This is a genomic window from Burkholderia sp. Se-20378 (genome assembly GCF_017104665.1).
Taxonomy (GTDB): Bacteria; Pseudomonadota; Gammaproteobacteria; order Burkholderiales; family Burkholderiaceae; genus Burkholderia; species Burkholderia lata.
The window spans coordinates 1-21,081 of sequence record NZ_JAAGPG010000105.1; the positions used below are offsets into that span (position 1 = coordinate 1).

General features: G+C 68.3%; 20 protein-coding genes and 2 pseudogenes. 15 read left to right on the top strand and 7 right to left on the bottom strand.

The window, feature by feature from the left end:
• From G3N93_RS13960 to G3N93_RS13970, 3 genes are all read left to right on the top strand, one after another.
• On the top strand, window positions 1-952 hold a 952-nt coding region (locus tag G3N93_RS13960; protein ID WP_241026548.1), incomplete at its 5' end, for an amidohydrolase.
• 50 nt (window positions 953-1,002) lie between these two features.
• Entirely contained in the window at window positions 1,003-1,791 is a 789-nt protein-coding gene (locus G3N93_RS13965) for an ABC transporter substrate-binding protein (RefSeq protein WP_206133274.1), read from the top strand.
• Between the two features lie 51 nt (window positions 1,792-1,842).
• Complete coding sequence (locus G3N93_RS13970; protein ID WP_206133275.1) at window positions 1,843-3,033, top strand: porin; 1,191 nt, start codon at window positions 1,843-1,845, stop codon at window positions 3,031-3,033.
• Between the two features lie 53 nt (window positions 3,034-3,086).
• Here G3N93_RS13970 and G3N93_RS13975 read toward each other — a convergent pair whose 3' ends face one another.
• Window positions 3,087-4,106: an NAD(P)-dependent alcohol dehydrogenase gene (locus G3N93_RS13975; RefSeq protein WP_206133276.1), complete on the bottom strand. Its 1,020-nt coding sequence runs from the start codon at window positions 4,104-4,106 to the stop codon at window positions 3,087-3,089.
• Window positions 4,107-4,274: 168 nt separating this feature from the next.
• On the opposite strand from G3N93_RS13975, the pseudogene G3N93_RS13980 reads away from it, so the two are divergent.
• Window positions 4,275-5,180, top strand: a pseudogene (locus tag G3N93_RS13980) (LysR substrate-binding domain-containing protein); the annotation flags it as partial.
• Between the two features lie 50 nt (window positions 5,181-5,230).
• Here the strand turns inward: G3N93_RS13980 and G3N93_RS13985 are convergent.
• Window positions 5,231-6,349 (bottom strand): porin, encoded by a 1,119-nt coding sequence (locus G3N93_RS13985; protein WP_206133277.1) that lies wholly within the window; start codon window positions 6,347-6,349, stop codon window positions 5,231-5,233.
• A gap of 411 nt (window positions 6,350-6,760) precedes the next feature.
• Here G3N93_RS13985 and G3N93_RS13990 point away from each other — a divergent pair.
• Both G3N93_RS13990 and G3N93_RS13995 read left to right on the top strand, forming a co-directional pair.
• Window positions 6,761-8,155 (top strand): annotated as a pseudogene (locus tag G3N93_RS13990) (spinster family MFS transporter); the annotation flags it as partial.
• Window positions 8,156-8,335: 180 nt separating this feature from the next.
• Window positions 8,336-9,328 carry a PDR/VanB family oxidoreductase gene (locus tag G3N93_RS13995; RefSeq protein WP_206133278.1) on the top strand — a complete coding sequence of 331 codons (993 nt, stop codon included), beginning with the start codon at window positions 8,336-8,338 and terminating at the stop codon, window positions 9,326-9,328.
• 114 nt (window positions 9,329-9,442) lie between these two features.
• Here the strand turns inward: G3N93_RS13995 and G3N93_RS14000 are convergent, their stop codons facing one another.
• Window positions 9,443-10,363: a LysR family transcriptional regulator gene (locus G3N93_RS14000; protein WP_206133279.1), complete on the bottom strand. Its 921-nt coding sequence runs from the start codon at window positions 10,361-10,363 to the stop codon at window positions 9,443-9,445.
• 139 nt (window positions 10,364-10,502) lie between these two features.
• Between G3N93_RS14000 and G3N93_RS14005 the strand changes: the two genes are divergently transcribed.
• The 3 genes from G3N93_RS14005 to G3N93_RS14015 all read left to right on the top strand — a co-directional run bounded on the left by G3N93_RS14005 (window position 10,503) and on the right by G3N93_RS14015 (window position 13,023).
• Entirely contained in the window at window positions 10,503-11,786 is a 1,284-nt protein-coding gene (locus tag G3N93_RS14005) for a Rieske 2Fe-2S domain-containing protein (RefSeq protein WP_206133280.1), read from the top strand.
• Window positions 11,783-12,286 (top strand): aromatic-ring-hydroxylating dioxygenase subunit beta, encoded by a 504-nt coding sequence (locus tag G3N93_RS14010; protein ID WP_174938535.1) that lies wholly within the window; start codon window positions 11,783-11,785, stop codon window positions 12,284-12,286. The genes G3N93_RS14005 and G3N93_RS14010 overlap by 4 nt, the downstream gene beginning before the upstream one ends.
• 350 nt (window positions 12,287-12,636) lie before the next feature.
• Window positions 12,637-13,023 (top strand): tautomerase family protein, encoded by a 387-nt coding sequence (locus G3N93_RS14015; protein ID WP_206133281.1) that lies wholly within the window; start codon window positions 12,637-12,639, stop codon window positions 13,021-13,023.
• A 77-nt stretch (window positions 13,024-13,100) separates the two neighbouring features.
• Here the strand turns inward: G3N93_RS14015 and G3N93_RS14020 are convergent, their stop codons facing one another.
• Complete coding sequence (locus G3N93_RS14020) at window positions 13,101-14,666, bottom strand: sensor histidine kinase (RefSeq protein WP_206133282.1); 1,566 nt, start codon at window positions 14,664-14,666, stop codon at window positions 13,101-13,103.
• 156 nt (window positions 14,667-14,822) lie between these two features.
• Here G3N93_RS14020 and G3N93_RS14025 point away from each other — a divergent pair, with 156 nt between their 5' ends.
• The 5 genes from G3N93_RS14025 (at window position 14,823) to G3N93_RS14045 (ending at window position 18,988) form a co-directional block, all read left to right on the top strand.
• The gene (locus G3N93_RS14025; protein WP_174938391.1) at window positions 14,823-16,016 is read left to right on the top strand and encodes an acyl-CoA dehydrogenase family protein; all 1,194 of its coding nucleotides are present in this window, start codon (window positions 14,823-14,825) and stop codon (window positions 16,014-16,016) included.
• Between the two features lie 105 nt (window positions 16,017-16,121).
• Window positions 16,122-16,499, top strand: coding sequence for a hypothetical protein (locus G3N93_RS14030; RefSeq protein ID WP_011356094.1), 378 nt, complete (start codon window positions 16,122-16,124; stop codon window positions 16,497-16,499).
• An 8-nt stretch (window positions 16,500-16,507) separates the two neighbouring features.
• A complete protein-coding gene (locus tag G3N93_RS14035) occupies window positions 16,508-17,029 on the top strand; it encodes a nuclear transport factor 2 family protein (protein ID WP_206133283.1) in 522 nt (173 codons plus the stop codon).
• Between the two features lie 31 nt (window positions 17,030-17,060).
• Window positions 17,061-18,185, top strand: coding sequence for an amidase (locus G3N93_RS14040; RefSeq protein ID WP_206133284.1), 1,125 nt, complete (start codon window positions 17,061-17,063; stop codon window positions 18,183-18,185).
• 59 nt (window positions 18,186-18,244) lie between these two features.
• Window positions 18,245-18,988, top strand: a complete 744-nt coding sequence (locus G3N93_RS14045) for an SDR family NAD(P)-dependent oxidoreductase (RefSeq protein WP_206133285.1) — start codon at window positions 18,245-18,247, stop codon at window positions 18,986-18,988.
• 107 nt (window positions 18,989-19,095) lie between these two features.
• Here the strand turns inward: G3N93_RS14045 and G3N93_RS14050 are convergent, their stop codons facing one another.
• Together G3N93_RS14050 and G3N93_RS14055 are read right to left on the bottom strand one after the other, a co-directional pair.
• The gene (locus G3N93_RS14050; RefSeq protein ID WP_206133286.1) at window positions 19,096-19,728 is read right to left on the bottom strand and encodes a response regulator transcription factor; all 633 of its coding nucleotides are present in this window, start codon (window positions 19,726-19,728) and stop codon (window positions 19,096-19,098) included.
• A 190-nt stretch (window positions 19,729-19,918) separates the two neighbouring features.
• On the bottom strand, window positions 19,919-20,092 hold the full coding sequence (locus tag G3N93_RS14055; protein WP_206133287.1) for a hypothetical protein: 174 nt from the start codon (window positions 20,090-20,092) through the stop codon (window positions 19,919-19,921).
• Here G3N93_RS14055 and hpaC point away from each other — a divergent pair.
• Window positions 20,082-20,627, top strand: a complete 546-nt coding sequence (hpaC, locus tag G3N93_RS14060; protein ID WP_174938382.1) for a 4-hydroxyphenylacetate 3-monooxygenase, reductase component — start codon at window positions 20,082-20,084, stop codon at window positions 20,625-20,627. The two genes, G3N93_RS14055 and hpaC, sit on opposite strands and share 11 nt — an antisense overlap.
• Window positions 20,628-20,647: 20 nt before the next feature.
• Here hpaC and G3N93_RS14065 read toward each other — a convergent pair.
• Window positions 20,648-21,081 (bottom strand): YbfB/YjiJ family MFS transporter (locus G3N93_RS14065; protein ID WP_206133288.1); only part of this gene is annotated, 434 nt, incomplete at its 5' end.

Sequence of the window (21,081 nt, forward strand, 5' to 3'; positions counted from 1 at the left end):
TGGGGAGGGTGACCGCCGGGATCTCCACGCTTGCGCGCACGCGTTCCCTGCCCGACGCTCTTCCGGTCTCGACGGCGTGATGCACGCGTGCGGCCACGACGGCCATACGGCGATGCTGCTCGCGGCGGCGCGCTGCCTGGCCGAGCGGGAACGCTTCACGGGCACGCTGAACCTGATTTTCCAGCCGGCCGAGGAAGGGCTCGGCGGCGCAAAGCGGATGATCGACGACGGGCTGTTCGAGCGGTTTCCGTGCGATGCGGTGTTCGCGATGCACAACGTGCCGGGCCTGCCTGCCGGCGTGCTCGGCTTCTGCGACGGCCCGGCGATGGCCTCGGCCGACGAGGTGCGCGTGCGCGTGACCGGGCGCGGCGGGCATGGCGCGGCGCCGCATACGACGATCGATCCGGTGGTCGTGTGCGCGTCGATCGTGATGGCGCTGCAGACCGTCGTGTCGCGCAACGTGAACCCGCAGGACCTGGCGATCGTGACGGCCGGCTCGATCCATGCGGGCACCGCATCGAACGTGATCCCGCCGCACGCGGATCTGGAGCTCAGCGTGCGTGCACTGTCGCCGGACGTGCGCGCGCTGCTCGAACGCCGAATTGGCGAGATCGTGCACGGGCAGGCCGCGAGCTACGGCGCGACCGCCGAAATCGACTACCGGCACGCATACCCGGTGCTCGTCAATCACGCGGCGCAAACCGCGTTTGCACGCGACGTCGCCCGCGAATGGGGCGGGGATGGCGCGCTGATCCCGAATCTGCGGCCGATCGCGGCCAGCGAGGACTTCGCGTTCATGCTGAACGCGTGTCCCGGCAGCTACCTGTCGATCGGCAATGGCGACGGCGCCGCCGGATGCGGGCTGCACCACCCCGGCTACGACTTCAACGACGCGTGCCTTGCGACGGGCGCGAGCTACTGGATTGCACTGGCGGAGCGCTACCTCGCGTGACGTGCCCGCATGATTTTGACTGACGATTCACACAAGGAAGGAGACTGGCAATGAAGCAGTGGAAACGGATGGCGGCGCTCGCGGTGGCGCTGGCGGCAGGGGCGGCGCATGCGGGCGACTGGTCGGGCAAGGAGATCCGCCTCGCGGTCGATCCGACTTACCCGCCGCTCGAATACAAGCTGCCCGACGGCACGCTGACGGGCTTCGGGATCGACGTCACGAACGCGTTGTGCGCGGAGCTGCATGCGCACTGCGTGTGGGTCGAGTCGAGTTTCGACGGGATGATTCCGGGGCTGCTCGCGCGCAAGTTCGACGTGATTGCGTCGTCGATGACGATCACGCCGAAGCGGCAGCAACAGATCGCCTTCACGAACCGGATCTCGAATGCGCCGGCGCGCCTCGTCGCGCGCAAGGGCTCGCCGCTGCTGCCGACGGCCGACGCGCTGAAGGGCAAGCGCGTGGGTGTCGAGCAGGGTTCCGCGCAGGCCGACTACGCAGTCGCGAACTGGCAGCCGGCCGGCGTGCAGGTCGTGTCGTACCAGAATCAGGACCAGGTCTATGCCGATCTCGTGACGGGCCGGCTCGATGCGGCGTTCCAGGCATCGATCGCGGCGAGCGACGGCTTCCTGAAGAAGCCGCAGGGCAAGGATTTCGCGTTCGTCGGCGCGGCGATCGACGACGTGAAGTACTTCGGGCAGGGCGACGGGCTCGGGCTGCGCAAGCAGGACAACGACCTGCGCGACGCCTTCAACCACGCACTTGCGACGATCCTCGCGAACGGCACGTACCAGCGGATCAACAAGAAGTACTTCGACTTCGACATCTACGGCGCGAAGTAAGCGGCGACGCCGGGAAACGGGCAGTCACGAAAATATAAATAAGGAAAACGAATGAACTGGAGATTGTCTTTCGTCGCGATTCCGGCGCTGTGTGCAGCGCCCGCGTTCGCGTTCGCGCAAGGGAGTGTCACGCTTTACGGTCTCGTCGATGCGGGCATCGATTACACGAACAACGTCGGCGGCCACAGTGCGTGGCAGATGGCAAGCGGCTTCGCACAGGGCAGTCGCTGGGGCGTGAAGGGCACGGAGGATCTGGGCGGCGGCTACAGCGCGCTGTTCCAGCTCGAGAACGGCTTCAACGTGAACAGCGGCACGCTCGCGCAGGGCGGCCGCATGTTCGGGCGGCAGGCCTACGTCGGGCTCGGCAGCGAGCGGTACGGCACGCTGACGCTCGGCCGGCAATATGATGCCGTGGTCGACTATCTCGCGCCCACGACTGCGAACGGCAGCTGGGGCGTCTACCCGTTCTCGCATCCGCTCGACAACGACAACACCGGCAACACGTTTCGCGTGAACAACACGGTGAAGTACGCGAGCCCGGATTTCGCCGGCTTCTCGTTCGGCGGCACGTACAGCTTCAGCAACGACACGGGCTTCGCGAACAACCGGCAGTGGAGCGTGGGCGCGCAGTACGAGCAGGGCGGGTTGCTCGTCGGCGCAGCCTTCCTGAATGCCGACAACCCGGGCGCAACGTCGGGCGGCGCGATCGCGGGTTCGGGATCGGTCGGCGCCGATGCGAACTTCGCGTCGGCGCGGCTGCGGATCTTCGGTGCGGGCGTCAACTACACGGCGGGGCCTGCAACGGTCGGGTTCGCGTACACGAACAGCAACGTCACGCGGCCGACCGCGAACGTCGGCTACCTGTTCGGCGACGAAACGATCGAACCGGTGACCGGCCCGCTCGCGGGTGGCACGGTATCGTCGATCAAGTACCAGAACTTCGAGGTGAACGGCAAATACCAGGTCACGCCCGCATTGTTCGTCGGTGCGCAGTACGTGTACACGACGGTGCACTATGACGCGACGACGGGCAGCGCGAAGCCGAAGATCCATTCGCTCGGGCTGATGGCCGACTACAACCTGTCGAAGCGCACGGACGTGTACCTGATGGGCGCGTACCAGCGGATCGCGGGCGATGCGACGGGCTCGTCGCTCGACCAGGCCTATATTCCCGGCGCGGCGGACTTGTCATCCACGTCGAAGCAGCTGATGGTTCACGCGGGGATCCGTCACAAGTTCTGACGGCGCGATGACGGAAGAGGCGGCGGGCCGAACCGCCCGTCGCCTCGATGCGCTTACTGCGCGACGCGAATCACGACCTTGCCGAAGTGCTGCCCCGACTGCAGGTACGCATACGCCTGCGGCGCTTCGTCGAAGCCGAACACGCGATCGACCACCGGCCTGATCTGCTTCGCGTCGACGAGCCGCACGACGTCGTCGAGCATCGCGCGGCTGCCGACCATGATCCCGTGCAACTGCCGGATCCCGCCGATCAGCGACAGCAGCCCGAGTTCGGGTCCCGCGAAGCTGCTGAGGCCGCCGATCACCGACACGATGCCGCCCATCTTCGTCGCGGCGACCGAGCGCGGCAGCGTGTCCTTGCCGCCGACTTCGACGACCAGATCCGCCCCCGCGCCGCCGGTGAGCCGCAGCACTTCGTGCTGCCATTCGGGTGTCGCGCGATAGTTGATGGTTGCGTCCGCACCGAGCGCGCGGGCGCGTTCGAGCTTCGCATCGCTCGACGACGTGACGATCGTGCGCAGCCCCGCCGCATGTGCGAGCTGCAACGCGACGATCGACACGCCGCCCGTGCCGAGCAGCACGACGGTCGCGCCGGGCCCGAGGCCGCCGTCGGCGAACAGTGCGTTCCATGCGGTGATGCCCGCGCACGACAGCGTCGCCGCCTCGTCGTAGTTCAGGTGCGCGGGAATCGCGACCAGCGCGGCCTCGTCGGATACGAAGTGTTCGGCGAGCACGCCGTCGAATTGCGCGCCGGGCGACCCGGAGACTTTCCGCGGCGTGGGCGGCCCGTCGATCCAGTGCGGGAAGTACGTGTTGATCACGCGATCGCCCGGCTTGAAGCGCGTGACGTCGCGGCCGGTCTCGATGACTTCGCCGGCGCCGTCGGCAACCGGAATCAGTGCGTCCGTGCCGATGCCGAGATAGTCGCCGCGCGCGAACATCAGGTCGCGGTAGTTCAGTCCGGCCGCGTGGATCTTCACGACGACGTCGTTCGGCCCGACCGCGTGGCGTGTCGCGTCGATGCGCCGAAGCCCGGCCACGCCGTCGCCCGGTTTCACTTGCCATGCGTGCATGTCGACTCCTTTTCGAGATAGAGCGGACTATCATAGTGTTGCGCACGGGGACGCATTGGCGAGAAATCGGCCAACGACTGTCGCCTGTGCGGACACAACCCTGTGACCCGATTGGAGCGAAATGGCATGGACGAACGGCTGAGAGGCGTGGCCGAATTTGTCGACGTGGTGGAGTCGGGCAGCTTCGCGGCGGCCGCGCTGCGGCTCGGCGTCACGCAGCCATCCGTGAGCTACGCGCTCGGCCGGCTGCGGCTGATGTTCCGCGACGCGCTGTTCGTGCGCACCGGCACCGGCGTCGAGCCGACGCCGCGCGCGCAGCGGCTCGCGCTGTCGGTCGACAAGGCGCTCGCGATCCTGCAGGACGTGCTCGACGAAGGCTCGCGCTTCACGCCCGACAGCACGCAGCGCGTGTTCCGTCTGCACATGAGCGATTTCGCGGCGAGCGCGTTCCTGCCGACGCTGCTCGCCGCATTCGACCGCCGTGCACCGGGCGCCGTGATCGAGACGCTGCACGTCGACGAATGCCAGCTCAACGTCGCGCTCGAATCGGGGCGCATCGACTTCGCGCTCGGGCATTTCGCCGATGCGTCGAGCCATTTCCAGCGCGCAGCGCTGCTGCACGAGCGCTGCGTGCTGCTGATGCCGCGTCGCACCGCGCAGCGTGTCGCGCTGCCCGACGACTACGTGCTCGATGGCGACGCGCCCGACACACTGCGCTTCGTCGCGGTCACGTCGCATCCGCAATCGATGCAGTTGCTGGAACGGCACGGGCTGATGCCGCGCGTGCGCGCGGCGCTACCCGATTTCATGGTGGTGCCCGCGCTGCTGCAGGACGGCGACTACGCGCTGATCCTGCCGGAGACGATCGCGATCACGTTCGCGGCGCGGCAGCCGTGCACGCTGTACGAGATCGCCGATGCCGGCGAATGGGCGGTGAACGCGTACTGGCACCGGCGTTTCGACGCCGACCCCGGCCATCGCTGGCTGCGTGCGCTGCTGCTCGAGCTGTTCAACATCGGCGAGCTGGCGCCGTTCGACGCATGGCTCGCGCCGCAGCCGCCCGCCTGCGCATAGCGGCGCAAGCGGGTACGGGTATGCGCACGGGCGCGGGGTGGCCGAAACCGTCAGAACGACGTGAGAATGCCCGCGACGATCGAACTGGCCGTCGCGCCGGGCTTGGCAACCGCGACGCCGCCACCCGCCGCACCGTTGACAACGAAGCGCGCATGCGCGCCGTTGCGCACCATCGCGGCGCCCGTGTACAGCACCGTGCGCTTCGACAGCGGATAGTCGAGGCGGATGCCGTACGAATCGGCGTTGCCGTCGCTGTCCGCGACCTTGCGGTAGTGGCCGACGCTCAGCAACAGCGACGCACGCCCGATCGGCACCGTCGCGCTCAGCTCCATGATGTCGCTGTGCGGATACGCGCTCTGGCTGTCGATCGCGGTCGCGACGTCGGGGCCGCCGCGATGACGCATGTACAACGCGGCCACCTTCACGACGCTGAAGTCGTACGAAATCGCGCCCAGCGTGTAGTTGCCGTTCGCGGCCGGGCTGGTATCGCCGAGCGCGGATGCGGCCACCGGGCTGAACTTCTGCTGCATGTAGTCGACGTCGACCGACAGCCCGCCTTGCACGTAGTTGAGCCCCGCGCCGTAGGTATCGCCGAGCGTCGCCGGCTGCCCGGCCGCGCCGTTGGTGCCGCGCGCGGCCATCGCGCGCAGCATGAAGCCCGCGTAGCGCGGCGACGTGTAGCGCATCGAGTTGCGCACGCGCAGGAACGCGGGCCCGACGAAGTTGTTCGTTGCATTGCCCCACGCGAGCCCCGCGCCGAGGCCCGGCAGGCTGTACGTGACGAGCGTCGTGTGCAGGATCGTGTACAGCTCGCCGAACTGCACGCCGCCGAACGGCCCCGTGATACCGACCCACGCCTCGCGGCCGAACAGTGCGCTGCTGTTCGACAGCGCACCGCTTCCCGCATTGAAGCCATCCTCCAGCTTGAAGATCGTCGCGTAGCCGCCGCCGAGATCCTCGACGCCCTTCAGCCCCCACTGCGACGCGAACAGGTTGCCGCTGCCCATGCGCGTCACGTGGTTCGGCCCGGCGTTCGCGTATTCGATCGCGGTGTCGATGCGGCCGTAGAGCGTCACGCTCGATTGTGCGAATGCGGGCAGCGCCGCGCAGGCAAGCAGCGCGGCAAGCGGTACGGCAAGCCGGTCGGCCCGCCCGTTCGGTTGGTTCATCGTCGTCGTCCCGTAGAGTTTTCGGCGCCGGTCGGCGTTGCGCCGTGTGGTGTGAAGCGCGTTCGCCGCGAAGGGCCAACGCTGCCGATCAAAAACGGGCCGAGTCTAGGAACGACAATTTCGGACGTCGACGCAATGCGCTCTATAACGCTTATAGATGCGCCACATGATGCGTGCGCGCCCCGCCACAGGCGCGCTGCGCGGCGGCCGGCGCGCGGGACCCTGGTGTTTTCTTTATCCGGGTCGGTAAATGCCCGTGTGGTGCGGCTGTCACTCCGGCTATGGCGGCCGAATTTGGCCGACTACGCTGCGTCTCCGACACGTGCCCCCGCACGCTTTCGCGCCGCGACGGCGCCCGGCCCGCCAAGGCCGCTGCCGCGCTTTTCCACCGCCCGCTCCTGGAGAATCCGCATGTCCGCATCCACGGCCCGCGCTGCCGACGGCAAGCGCTATACGTACGAATGGTATGTCGTCGTCATCTGCATGCTCGCGTATGTCTTTTCGTTCGTCGACCGCCAGGTCCTCGTGCTGATGATCGAGCCGATCAAGCGCGACCTGCACCTGTCCGATACGCAGTTCAGCCTGCTGAACGGCTTCGCGTTCTCGCTGTTCTATGCGGTGATGGGGCTGCCCGTCGCCTATCTCGCCGACCGTTACGCGCGGCCGCGGATCATCTCGCTCGGCATCGCGCTGTGGAGCGTCGCGACCGCCGCGTGCGGGCTCAGCCAGCATTTCGTGCAGATGTTCATCGCGCGGATGGGCGTCGGTGTGGGCGAAGCCGCGCTGTCGCCCGGCGCGTATTCGATGCTCGCCGACTACTTCCCGAAGGAGAAGCTCGGACGCGCGATCGCCGTGTATTCGCTCGGCTCGTTCATCGGCGGCGGCGTCGCGTTCCTGATCGGCGGCTACGTGATCGCGCTGCTCAAGCATGCGAGCGCGTTCACGCTGCCGGTGGTCGGGCAGGTGCATGCATGGCAGGTCACGTTCCTGATCGTCGGGCTGCCGGGGATCTTTGTCGCGCTGCTGTTCGCCGCGACCGTGCGCGACCCGCAGCGCAAGGGGCTCGCGCAGGATCGCTCGGGCGCCGTGCGGCGCGTGTCGATGCGCGATTCACTGCGCTTCGTCGGCACGCATCGCGCGACCTTCTCGTGCCACTACCTCGGCTTCTCGTTCTACGCGATGGCGCTGTACTGCCTGCTGAGCTGGACGCCCGCGTTCTATATCCGCCACTTCGGGATGACGGCCGTCGAAGCCGGCTACACGCTCGGCATCGTGCTGCTGGTGGCGAACACGGCCGGCGTGTTCTGCGGCGGCTGGCTCAACGACTGGCTGCTGCGACGCGGCCGCGAGGATGCGCCGATGCGCGCCGGCGCGATCGGCGCCGCGTGCATGGTGATTCCCGCGACGCTGTTCACGCAGCTCGACTCGCTGCCCGCGTCGCTCGCGACGCTCGTCGTCGCGATGTTCTTTGCGTCGTTCCCGATGCCGACGTCCACCGCCGCGATGCAGACGCTCGCGCCGAACCAGATGCGCGCGCAGATCTCCGCGCTGTTCCTGCTCGTGTCGAACCTGATCGCACTCGGGATCGGCACGACCATCGTCGCGCTGTTCACCGATCGCGTGTTCGGCGCGCCGGCGGCGGTCGGTCACTCGATGTCGATCGTCAACGTCGCGGCCGCCACGCTCGCGGCGTTGCTGCTCGCCGCCGGGTGCCGACACTATCGCCGCAGCCTCGATCGCGAACGCGGCCATGCGTCGGCAGCCACGCCGCACGCGGCCGAGGCCGGCAACGCGGTCGCCGCGCGCTGCACGCCGGGCGCCATCGGGCGCCATCGGTCACGATCGGCCGCCCGACCATCATCCATCCCACTGATTCAGGCATCGCTTTTTAATCGATTTGATTTATGCGATGCCCATCCCTATTCTCGATCGCATGACGGTGCGGTGTCTGCCGCGCCGCGTTCCCCCAACCCCACGGATTGACCCATGCAAGCGAACCGCCACCAAGTCCGGATCGACGCGCTGATCGACGCGGCGCAGGACATCCGCTGTTTCCGGGTTTCGCGCGTCGACGGCCAGCCGTTCGACGCATACGAACCGGGCGCCCATATCGATGTGACCGCGCCGTCCGGCATCACGCGGCAATACTCGCTGTGCGGCAACCCCGACGAGCGCGGCAGCTACCTGTTCGCGGTGAAGAAGGAAGCGCAGTCGCGCGGCGGCTCGCGTTCGCTGCACGACGACGTGCAAGTCGGCGCCGAGCTGTCGATCGGCGCGCCGCGCAACCTGTTTCGTCTGACGGATGACGCGAGCGAGCACGTGCTGATCGCGGCCGGCATCGGCATCACGCCGCTGCTGTCGATGGCGTATGCGCTGCACCGGCGCGGCGCGCGCTATCGGTTGCACTACTTCGCGCGCAGCCGCGAGCACGCGGCCTTCGTCACCGAACTGTCGGCCGAGCCGTTCGCGTCGCACGTGACGTTCCACTACGGCATCGAGCCCGCTGCGCTCGCGGCCGAGCTGGGCCGCTGCGTCGAATCGGTCGACGCGCATGCACACGTCTATACGTGCGGCCCGGGGCCGTTCATGGATGCGGTCGTCGCGGCGGCCGCGACGCGCTTGCCTGACGATTCGATCCATCTCGAACGCTTCGCGGCGGAACCGGCCGCCGCCGATGCCGGCAACACGGATGCCGGCGCCGGTCCGGCCGCCGACGGTTTCGAAGTGCGCCTGCAGCGCAGCGGACAATCGGTGCGCGTCACGCCCGACACGTCGATCGTCGACGCGCTCGCGCGCATCGGCATCGAAGTCGACACGTCATGCGGCGAAGGCGTGTGCGGCACCTGCATGGTGCCCGTGATCGACGGCGAGCCCGATCATCGCGACCATTGCCTCAGCAAGGCCGAGCGCGCGAGCAACACGGTGATCTGCTGCTGCGTGTCGCGTGCGCGCTCGGCGGTGCTCGTGCTCGATCTCTGATCTCTGACGCGCGCGGCACGAGCGACGCCGGTTCGTCACGTCGCGCGCCTTCGAAACGCTCGATGACCTCCACCGCCAGCTAGCACATCCCACGCGTTGCCCGCGCCTCATGGATCACGCGTCGTCGAACCGCTCGACGAGTTCGGCCAGCAGGTTGCGCATCCACGCATTGCCCTCGTCCTCGTGGAAATGCTCGTGCCAGTGCATCGTCACCGGTGCGGGCGGCAGCGTAACGGGCAGCTCATACAGGCGGAACGCATTGTCGCGGTTCAGGATCTGCGCGAGCCGCTTCGGCAGCGTCGCATAGAGATCCGTGACCGACAGCACGCTCGGCAGCGCGACGAAGTGCGGCACTTCGAGCGCGATGTTGCGGCCCACGCCCTGCGCGCGCAGCGCATCGTCGAGCGCGTGGTGGCTGTGCTCGACCGATTTCACGTTGACGTGCGCGGCGCGCACGAACTGGTCGAGGCTCAGCGCGGCGCCGCTCGGCACCCCGCGCCGGCGGCCCGTCATGCACACGTAGGTTTCCTCGAACAGCGTCTGGTGACGCGTACGCGGCATCAGCTCCGGCAGGTTGCCGATCGCGAAATCCAGCCGGCTCGCGCGCAGCGCTTCCTCGATCTCCTCCACCGGCAGCGGCTGCACGCTCAGCGTCACGCGCGGCGCGCGCTCGCGCAGCGCCTGGCAGATCGCCGGCAGGTACGCCATCTCGCCCGCATCCGACAACGACAGCCGGAACGTGCGCGTGCTGGTGGCCGGATCGAAGCGCTCCGCGTAGCGCAGCGCCACGCGCACCATGTCGAGCGCCTTGCCGACGATCCCCGCGAGTTCGAGCGCGACCGGCGTCGGCTGCATGCCCGCGCGCGTGCGCACGAACAGCGGATCGTCGAACAGCGTGCGCAACCGGCCGAGCGAATAGCTGACGGCCGGCTGCGACAGCGCGAGCCGCTCGCCGGCCTTCGTCAGGCTGCGCTCCTCGACGATCGCCTGGAACACGCGCAACAGGTTCAGATCGAGATGATCGACCGATGTCATCGTTGCCTCCATCATTTGCCGCATTTATTGACCGGCCAATTTTAGATCAATTTGACGGATATGTAGTGGGAGACGAGACTGGGTACTCGAAACCGCGCGCTGCGCGGCCCGATTTCGCGACTCTTTCCCCCACACGACGATGAGCGACATTTCCTACCAGACGATCGACACCAGTGCGCTGCATGGTCTCGCGCAACCCGACCGCATCGCGCCGGCGATGTATCACGATCCCGCGCTGTTCGAAGCCGAGCTCGACCGCATCTTCTACCGCACCTGGATCTGGGTCGCGCACGAAAGCGAGCTGCCGAACCCGGGCGACTTCATCACGACGACGATCGGCCGGCAGCCGGTGATCGTCGTGCGCGACAAGACCGGCGAGATCAACGTGCTGCAGAACCGCTGCCGCCACCGCGGCGCGACCGTGTGCGAATCGCACAAGGGCAACGCGAAGGGCTTCACGTGCCCGTATCACAGCTGGTCGTACGCACTCGACGGCACGCTGCGCGCGCTGCCGTACGGCGACGGCTACGAAGGCGTGTGCGAGAAAGGCGACCTGCCGCTCGTGAAGCTGCGCGTCGGCGTGTACCAGGGGCTGATCTTCGCGAGCTTCAACGACGACATCGAATCGCTCGAGGATTTCCTCGGCGGTGCGAAGCCGTGGATCGACCTGTTCATGAAACAGGGCGCCGGCTACCCGATCAAGGCAAACGGCGAGCACAAGTTCAAGTTCAAGGGCAACTGGAAGATCCAGCTCGAGAACACGACCGACCTCTATCACTTCCCGGTCGTGCACAAGTCGTGGATGAAGTCGATCGACGACGAGACGGCGGCCGCGATCACGAGCTTCATGACGAGCGAGGACGCGTTCTGCCGCGGGCTCGGCAACGGCCACAGCCTCGCAGTGCTGATGCCCGAGCTGATCGACCTCGACGAGGACGACGGCGCGCCGCTGGCCGAGCGCTTCGCACCGCTCGCGGCCAAGCTCGCCGAGCGCCACTCGCCGGAGGAAGTGCGCCGCATCGTGCGCTCGCTGATGGGCGTCGGCTTCAACCTGAACCTGTTCCCGAACCTCGCGCTGTCGATGGCGTTCTTCCGCGTGCTGCGGCCGATCTCGGCGAACGAAACCGAGATCCGCCACGTCGCGCTCGCGATGAACGGCGGCCCCGACGAAGCGAACCGCGAGCGGCTGCGCATCCACGAGCACTTCCAGGGCCCGTTCGGTTTCGGCAGCCCCGACGACGCGGAAGCATGGGAGCGCGTACAACGCGGCGCGCATGCGGGCCCCGACGTGCCGATCCTCGTGAATCGCGGGCTGAACCGCGAGACGACCGCCGCGAACGGCGAAAAGACCGCGCATGCGACCGACGAAACCGGCATGCGCGAGGCCTACCAGCAATGGCGCAAGATGATGGAGCAACAATAATGGACGACCGCAACGCCCTCTTTTCCGAGCAGACCTTCGCCCGCGCGGTCGAATTCGTGTGGCGCGAGGCCGAGATGCTCGACCGCCGCGACTATCGCGCGTGGCTCGACCTGTGGGAGCCGGCCGGCCACTACGTGGTGCCGATCGACCCCGACACGACCGACTTCGCCGCCACGCTGAACTACGTGTTCGACGACCAGGACATGCGCGAGAAGCGCGTGCAGCGGATGGTGTCCGGCTACTCGGCGTCGGCGACCGACGCCGCGCGCACGGTGCGCACGGTGTCGCGCTTCACGCTGGAAAGCGGCAGCGCCGACACCGTCGAGCTGAAATCGGCGCAGGTCGTCGTCGCATACAAGCGCGGCGTCGCGACGCTGTTCGCGGCCGATGTCACGCACAAGCTGCACGTCGATGCCGAAGGCGAGCTGCGGATCGCCGAGAAGGTCGTGCGCCTGATCGATTCGACCGAAGCGCTCAGCGCGATCGGCTTCCTGCTGTAAGCGGCCGCCGGTTCGCCGTCGCCAACGCAACGGTGAGCTGGCCACCTTCACCTGTAAGCGGCCACCGGTTCACCGTCGCCAGCGCAACGGCGAGCCGGCCACCTTCACCTGTAAGCGACCACCGGTTCGCCGTCGCCAACGCAACGGTGAGCTGGCCACCTTCACCTGTAAGCGGCCACCGGTTCGCCGTCGCCGCCGCAACGGTGAGCCGGCCACCTTCACCTGTAAGCGACCACCGGTTCGCCGTCGCTAGCGCAACGGTGAGCCGGCCACCTTCACCTGTAAGCGACCACCGGTTCGCCGTCGCCAGCGCAACGGTGAGCCGGCCACCTTCACCTTTCCCGACGACCATGCCCACACTCGAAGTTTTCCTGCCGGCCGGCCATGACGACGCCCGCAAGGCCGAACTGATCACACGGCTGACCGGTGCGACCGTCGAATCGATCGGCGCACCGATCGATTCGGTGCGCGTGCTGCTGACCGAATTGCCCGCGACGCACATCGGCCTCGGCGGCCGCAGCGCCGCGGACGGCGCGCCGCCGTCGTTGCCCGTGATCGTCGCGATCCTGATCGCCGGCCGCACCGACGAACAAAAGCGCGCGCTGATCGCTGCGTTGTCGGAGACGAGCGCCAATGTGCTCGACGCGCCGCTGCAAGCCACCCGCGTGATGATCAAGGACATCTCGACCACCGATTTCGGCATCGGCGGGCAAACCGCACGGGCGCTCGGGCGCTGATCATGCGCTGCGCGCGTGCCTGCCCGCTCATGCGCAACGGCCGCCGAGCGGCCGCGGCATCAAGCGTTCGCCCGCGACTATGCGTCTGCCTGAGCCTTCGTTCCAGCGAGCGGCAGCGTCACGCGGCAGTCGAGCCCGCCGCCGTCGGCCGGGCTTGCGGCGATCCGGCCGCCGTGGCGCGTGACGATGCTCTTGCACAGCGACAGCCCGATTCCGTTGCCGCCGGCCTTCGACGACGAGAAGCCGTCGAACAGCCGGTCGTGCGCATCGGCCGCGATACCCGGGCCGTTGTCGATCGCGCGCAGCTCGGCATGTCCGGCGACGTTCGCGGTGCCGAGCGTCAGCGTGCGCGGCACGCGTTCGCAACCGGCGAACGCCTCGATCGCATTGAACGCGAGATTCAGGATCACCTGCCCGATCAGTACGCGCTCGCAGCGGATCGGCAGCGGCGCATCGGCCTGCACGATCGTGACCGTCACGCCGGCCTCCTTCGCGCGCAGCTCGATGAAGTACGCGACGTCCGCGAGGATGTCGCGCAGGTCGGCGAGCGCAACGACCGGCTCGCGCTTCACGATGAACTCGCGCACGCTCTTGATGATCAGCGCCGCATGCTCGGCCTGCCGGTCCGCGCTGCGCAGCCCCCAGATCGCGTCGTCGATGGCGCCGCGCGTGTTCAGCCGCTGCACCGCGCCTTCGATGAAATTGCGCACGGCCGCGAGCGGCTGGCTCAGCTCGTGCGCGATCACGCTCGCCATCTCGCCCATCGCGTTGTAACGGCCCGCGTGTTCGAGCATGCGTGCTTCCGCGCGGCGCGCATCCTCGATCGCGACTTCGTCGCTCACGTCGCGGAACTGCACGAGCAGCCCGTCGAGATCGTCCTCGATCTCGACCTGCCGGCACAGGATGCGCAGCCAGCACGGCGAGCCGTCGCGCCGCACGATCCGGTAGCGCTGCGGCGCAGAGGGATACGCGGACGGCGCATCGCGCAGTTGCGCGACGAGCCGGTCGCGATCGGCTTCGGAGCAGTAGTCGAGCACCTCGCCGAGCGCTTCGTCGGGCGCGAGCCCGAGCACGCGGCGGCCCGACTCGCTGATGAACTGCACACCGCCGTGCGGCGTCACGACCGCAATGCCCTCGTCGAGATCCTGCATGAATTCGCGCAGCCGCGCCTCATAGCGGCGCAGTTGCTGGCGCACCGCCTCTTCCGCGCTGATGTCGCGGAACTGCACCATCACGACGTCGCGCCCGCGCAGCGGCACGTAAGTGGCGGTCGCCTCGGACAGCATGTCGACGCCCGTGCGCGACCGGTAGCACCACTCGTACACCTGCGGCCCGTCGACGAGCGCGCGGTCCCACGCACTCACGGCGATCTCGCGCTGGTATTTCGGTTCGGGGCGCGTCATGTCCGGCGCCTTCAGCGGCAGCAGCTCCTCGACGGAAAACCCGAGCGCGATGCACGCGGCGCGGTTCGCCCACACGATCGCCTTGGTGTGCGCGTCGTGCAGCAGCACGCAGGTCGTCAGCGCGTCGAGCAGCCGGTGGAAATCGTCTTCGTCGGGGAAACTCATGATCGGCTTCGGATGAGGTCGCGCGGCATCGCGCGACCGGAAACCCAACATAGCACCGGCGCGCGCCGCCCGCATCTGAAGATTTCTTTAGTGCAGCACGGAACGTCACCAGTCGCACGGCCCAACGCACCAATTGCTGCGCGTTTTCGGCGTTTCTAGACTGATTGCAATGTCATGCGATGCGCATGCGACCCAAGCAATCGAACCCCATTCGCCCCCCAGGAGACAGCCATGCCCCACGCCGCCCTCGCCCTCGACACCGCACCGAGTGCTCCCCACGCGGCCAGCGAACCGGCCGCCCGGCTGTCGCCGCTCGACGCCGTGATCGAGACCGTCGCCGCGCGCCGCGAAGAATTCGACCGCCTGTCGCACGTGCCGCGCGACGTGATCGCGCTGTTCAAGGAGGCCGGCATCTATCGCGCGGGCACGCCGCGCCGTTTTGGCGGCGATGCGCTCGCGCCGACCGCGTTCCTCGACATGATCGAGCGGATCGCGACCGCCGACGGCTCGGCCGCGTGGGTCGCGAGCTTCGGCTCCGCGAACGTGTATCTGGCCGCGCTGCCGCTCGACACCCAGGCCGAACTGTATGCGAGCGGCCCCGACCAGGTGTTCGCGGGCGGCCTGTTTCCGGTGCAACCGGCCCAGCCTGCGCCGGGCGGCTGGCGCGTGAACGGCACGTGGAAATTCGCGAGCGGCTGCAAGGGGGCCGACTGGCTCGGCGTCGGCATCGCCGTGCCGGGCGCGCAGGACGCCGCGCCGAACAAGCCGCGCACGGCCGTGTTCCGCGCCGATCAGGTCGAGATCGTCGAGAACTGGAGCGTGGTCGGCATGCAGGGCACCGGCAGCCACGACCTGCGCGTCGACGATCGCTTCGTGCCCGAAGCATGGACCTTCGTGCGCGGCGGCGAGCCGACCGTCGACGAGCCGCTGTACCGCTATCCGACCGTCGCGTATGCGGCGCAGGTGCTGGCCGTCGTGAACCTCGGCCTCGCACGCGCAGCGCTCGACGTCGTGAACCGGATGTCGGGCGGCCGGCAGACGACGACCGGCGCGCCGCGTCTCGCCGATCGTGCGTACTACCGCATCGAACTCGCGAAGGCCGAAGCGCAACTGCGCTCGGCACGCGCGTTCTTCTACGACGCAACCGACGGCGTGTGGCAATCGATCCTCGCCGGCAACCCGGTGACGCCCGACCAGGTCAGCCTGCTGCGGCTCGCGGCCACGCAGATCGCACGCGAAGGCGCGAGCGTCGTCGAACGTGCGTACCGCCTCGGCGGCACGGCGGCGATCTATCGCACGCACCCGCTGCAGCGGCTGCTGCGCGACGCGATGGTCGTCACGCAGCACGCGTTTCTCGGCGAAGGCAACTTCGACGGCGCCGGTGCGGTGTTCACCGGCGTCACGCCGTTTCCCGGCTATCTGTAACCTGCGTCCGACCGACGCAATTTTTCCGAACGTGCATGACGCCGATGCCGAAGCGCTTTCGCCGGCCGGCTCGTGCACTCAACCGATTCTTCTGGAGAACCCGAGATGTCCGATTCGAATCCGCTGCCGCTGCGCGTCCTGTTCTGCTGTGGCGTGTCGCAAAACTTCTTCGACCTGCCGCGCGAGAAGATCGGCGAAGTGTGGCAGGCGTATGGCGCGATGCTCGCCGCCGTCGAAGCGATGCCCGGCGTGCGCGTGCTCGGCGTGATGGATGACGACCGCCTCGTGGTCGGCCAGGCCGACGGCGCGCCGTGGACCTTCTACATCATGGCCGACGTCGCCGACTTCGACACGACGGTCGCCGTGTGCAACCTGTATCGCACGACGCCGGTCGGCGAATACAACCTGTGGCGCTACGGCAAGATCGAAGCGCGCGTCGGCCGTGCGCTGACGGTGCCGCCGGCCGCGAAGCCGGCCGCGTGAGGCGCGCGATGACCGACCTGTCTCCCGGCCTGATCGACGCGCTCGCGCAGCGCCTGGCGGCGCTCGACGCCGAGCGCGCGGTGCGCGCGACGATCACGCGCTACATGGCGCTGTGCGACGTGCCCGAGGATGCCGGCGACGGCCCGTCGCTTGCCGAGCTGTTCACGTCCGATGCCGTGTGGGAAGGCATCGGCCCGCAGTATGCGCACAAGTTCGGCCGTCTCGAAGGCACGGCCGCGATCGTCGCGATGCTGGGCCGCTACCTGCCGCCCGATCCGCACTTCTCGGCGAACCTGCATTTCCTGACGTCGGAGTCGATCGAGATCGGCGCCGGTAACGCAAGCGCGCGCGGCCGCTGGATCATGCTGCAGGCGTCGCGCTACGCGGACGGCTCGGCCGAACTGATCGCCGCGCGGCTGACCGTCGATTTCGCGCCGGCTGGCGACGACTCGACCTGGCTGATCCATCATTTCCGCACCGAACGCGTGCTCGACGGCCCGTGGCCGCTCGCCGCCGCGCCACGGTCCTGACGCTTTCCAACGCTTGCCCACGATACCGACCATGACAGGCTTCATCGACACCTTCACGCTCGGCGGCCCCGGCCCCACGATCGCGATCAAGGACACGATCGACATCGCAGGCTATCCGACCCGCGCGGCGAGCCGGGCGCTCGCCGATGCACCGCCGGCCACTCGGCACGCGGACGTGGTCCGCCTGCTGCTCGACGCCGGCTGGCAGATCGCCGGCAAGGCGAACATGCACGAGCTCGCGTTCGGCATGACCGGCATCAACGACTACACGGGCACGCCCGCCAATCCGCAGGACGCGACGCGCATTCCGGGCGGCTCGTCGAGCGGTTCCGCTTCGCTCGTCGGGCTCGGCACGGTCGATGCGGCGCTCGGCACCGATACGGGCGGTTCGATCCGAGGGCCGGCCGCCTGCTGCGGTGTGGCCGGACTGAAGCCGACGTTCGGCCGCGTGTCGCGGCGCGGCGTCGCGCCTGCCGAAACCACGCTCGATTGCGTCGGGCCGTTCGCACGCGATATCCGCACGCTGGTTGCGGTGATGGCCGCGATCGCGCCCGGCTTCGATCGTGTGCAAGCCGCGGCCTCTGCCGCAGGCTGCACGGTCGCGCACGTCACGGTCGATGCCGATCCGGCAATCACTGCCGCGCTCGACGCGGCCGTGCGCGCGTCGGGCCTGCGCTCGCACGCGGTCGTGCTCGACGAAATGCCGGCGTCATTCGCGGCAGGGCTCACCGTGATCAATGCGGAAACGTCGCGCGCGTTCGGCCATCTCGTCGAATCCGGCAAACTTGGCGCGGATCTCGATGCGCGATTGCGTGCAGCCGCAACGACCACACCTGCGGCATTGAAAGAAGCCGAAGCGGTACGTGCACGCTTCACCGCACAAGTCGACGCCGCGCTCGAACACGCGGACGTGCTCGTACTGCCCACGTTGCCCGCACTGCCGATCACGCTGCAGCAGGCGCGCGACGGCGTATCGGTGATTGCCATGTCATCGCTGATCCGCCCGTTCAACCTGAGCGGCCATCCGGCGCTCAGCCTGCCGCTGCCGCTGGCCGGTTCGCCGCTGAAGGCCGGCCTGCAGATCGTCGGGCGCAAGGGCGCGGACGAGCAGGTCTGCGCGATCGCGGCACACTTCGAAGCGGCACTTGCCGCATGAACCACGATGCGGGCACGGCTGTACCCAGCACGCGCTCGCGAACCAGGGAATCACGCACCATGTCAGACCGAGTCGTCCTCGTCACCGGCGCCGCGCGCGGGCTCGGCGCCGTCATCGCCGAACGTTTTCATGCAGCAGGCTACCGCGTCGCGCTGGCCGACATCGCCGCCGACGCCATCCAGGCGCATGCACGCGAACTCGATCCGAGCGGCGAACGCGCGATCGCGCTGCCGCTCGACGTCACGTCCAAACGCGACTTCGAAGCCGCGCGCGATGCGCTCGTCGCGCGCTGGGGCACGATCGACGTGCTCGTGAACAACGCGGGCGCATCGAAGGTCGTGCCCGCGATGGAGATCACGGCCGAGCAGTTCGACCAGGTGATCGACGTGAACCTGCGCAGCGTGCTGTTCGGCTGCCAGGTGTTCGGCCAGTACTTCGCGACGCGCGGCGCGGGCCGTATCGTCAACATCGCGTCGCTCGCCGGGCAGAACGGCGGCTCGGCGACGGGTGCGCACTACGCGGCCGCGAAGGGCGGCACGCTGACGCTGACCAAGGTGTTCGCGCGCGATCTCACCGCGCAGGGCGTGACCGTCAACGCGATTTCGCCGGGCCCGCTCGACCTGCCGATCGTGTATGAAAGCGTCGCACCGGAGAAGCTGCGCCAGGTGCTCGCGAGCCTGCCGGGCGGCAAGCTCGGCTCGGCCGGCTTCGTGGCGGATGCCGCCGTGCTGCTCGCATCGGGCGACGCGCATTTCGCGAACGGCGCGTGCTGGGACATCAACGGCGGGTTGTACATGCGTTGAGCACGACGGCCTCGTCGCGTCTCCTGCGACGTTCGGGGCCGGTTCACGCCAACGGCCGCCTATGCGCCGGCCCCGCGCACGGATTTCCCCGGACAGGGGAACCTACCCTAGCGCTGCGCGTCGCCGTCGTCGCCCCACACCACCATCACGTCGCGCACGAGCGCGGCGATCGACGTCGCGCCGAGCTTCTCCTTGATGCTCGCGCGATGCACGTCGACGGTCTTCACGCTGATCGACAGGTCCGACGCGATCTGCTTGCTGCCCTTGCCGTCCACCACGCCGCGCAGCACTTCCTTCTCGCGCGCGGTCAGCGCATCGAGCCGCTGCCGCAGCTCGCGGTGACGCTGGCTCACCGCATGCCGCTGCTGCGCGAGCCGCAGCGCGCGCTGCACGCGCTCGAGCATCTGCTGCGAGTTGTACGGCTTCTCGACGAAATCGATCGCGCCGTTCTGCAGCGCGCGCACGGACATCGGGATATCGCCGTGCCCGCTGACGAAGATCACCGGCAGCGTCGCACCGCGCGCGTTCAGTTCCGCCTGCACGTCGAAGCCGCTCTTCTCCGGCATCCGCACGTCGAGCACCAGGCACGCGGGCAGGTTCACGTCGAAGCGCGCGAGAAAATCGGTGGCGTTCGCGAATCCTTCGGACGCGATGCCGACCGATTCGAGCAGCCACGCGAGCGACGTCCGCATGCCGTTGTCGTCGTCGACGATGTATACGATCGGTACGGGTGACGTCATCGCGGGTGTCTCACTGAATATCGGTATCGGTATCGCACGCGCCGCATACGGGGCCGGGTGCCGGCTCGTCGCGCGCGTCGTTCGCTGGGGGTGTGCGGCACATCATAACGAGCCGAAAACCCGCTGAACACCCCTTCACGGGCCGCACGAACACACAATCTCATTTTTTTTCGCGCGGTGCGGCGCGCATCTAGGTAGAACCTTTAGACGCGTTGGCGAGAACGCCATCTTCATCGTCAATCGTGCGAATGGTCGCCGGCATTTTCGCGACGTACGCTTGGGTCATCGTCGGCGATCCGGCGCGGCGCCGGCAGCGCCGCACGATCGCCGCTTTCGTCCAATCAGGAGCGCCCATGTCTTCCACGACCGATATCCAGCGACCGGCACGCGTCGAGCCGACCGACGCGCAGAAGGCCTTCCGGCAAGCGATGGCCCACCTCGGCGCGGCCGTCAACGTGATCACCACCGCCGGGCCGCACGGCCGCTGCGGGATCACCGCGAGCGCCGTGTGCTCCGTCACCGACACGCCGCCGACGCTGCTCGTGTGCCTCAACCGGTCGAGCGCGATGCGTGAGACGTTCGAACGCAACCGCCACGTCTGCATCAACGTGCTGCCGGCCGAACACGAGCAGCTCGCGCGGCACTTCGCGGGCCTCACCGACCTGCCGATGGAGCGACGCTTCGAACTCCCCGTGTGGGATCGCGGCGAGCAGGACGTGCCCGTGCTGCGCGACGCGCTCGCGAGCCTGCAGGGCACGATCGCCGACATGAAGGAAGTCGGCTCGCATTCGGTGATGTTCATCGAGGCGACGTCGATCCGCGTGCGCGACGACGGCGACAGCCTGATCTACTTCAGCCGCGCGTTTCATCGCGTGTCGCGCACGGCGTGCGTGCGGTGAATCGCGCGGGAAGCGCGTGATTACGCGGCGGCCCGCAGCGCGCGCTGCCCGGCTGCGAGCACGGCACCGGCGAACAGCGTCAGCGCCGAATAGACGAGCCCGCGTGCGAGCCCCGCGCTGTCCGACACCCAGCCGATCGCGACCGGCCCCGCGATCTGCCCGAACGCAAAGACCGTCGTGAACGCGCTGATTCCTTTCGCCCAGCCGTCGGGCGGCAGGTTGTGGCGCACGAAGGCCGTCGTCGATGCAACGGCCGACAGGAACGTCGCGCCGAACAGCACACCCGATGCAAACGCGGCCACCGGATGCACGAACATCGCCGGCATCAGCGTCGCGATGCCGAGCAGTGCGTTGAGCACGGCGAGCGCCTGGCCGCCGCGCATCCGGTCGAGCAGCCCCGACCACAGCCGCGCCGACACGACGGTCGCGACGCCGAGCATCACGTAGAACGCGG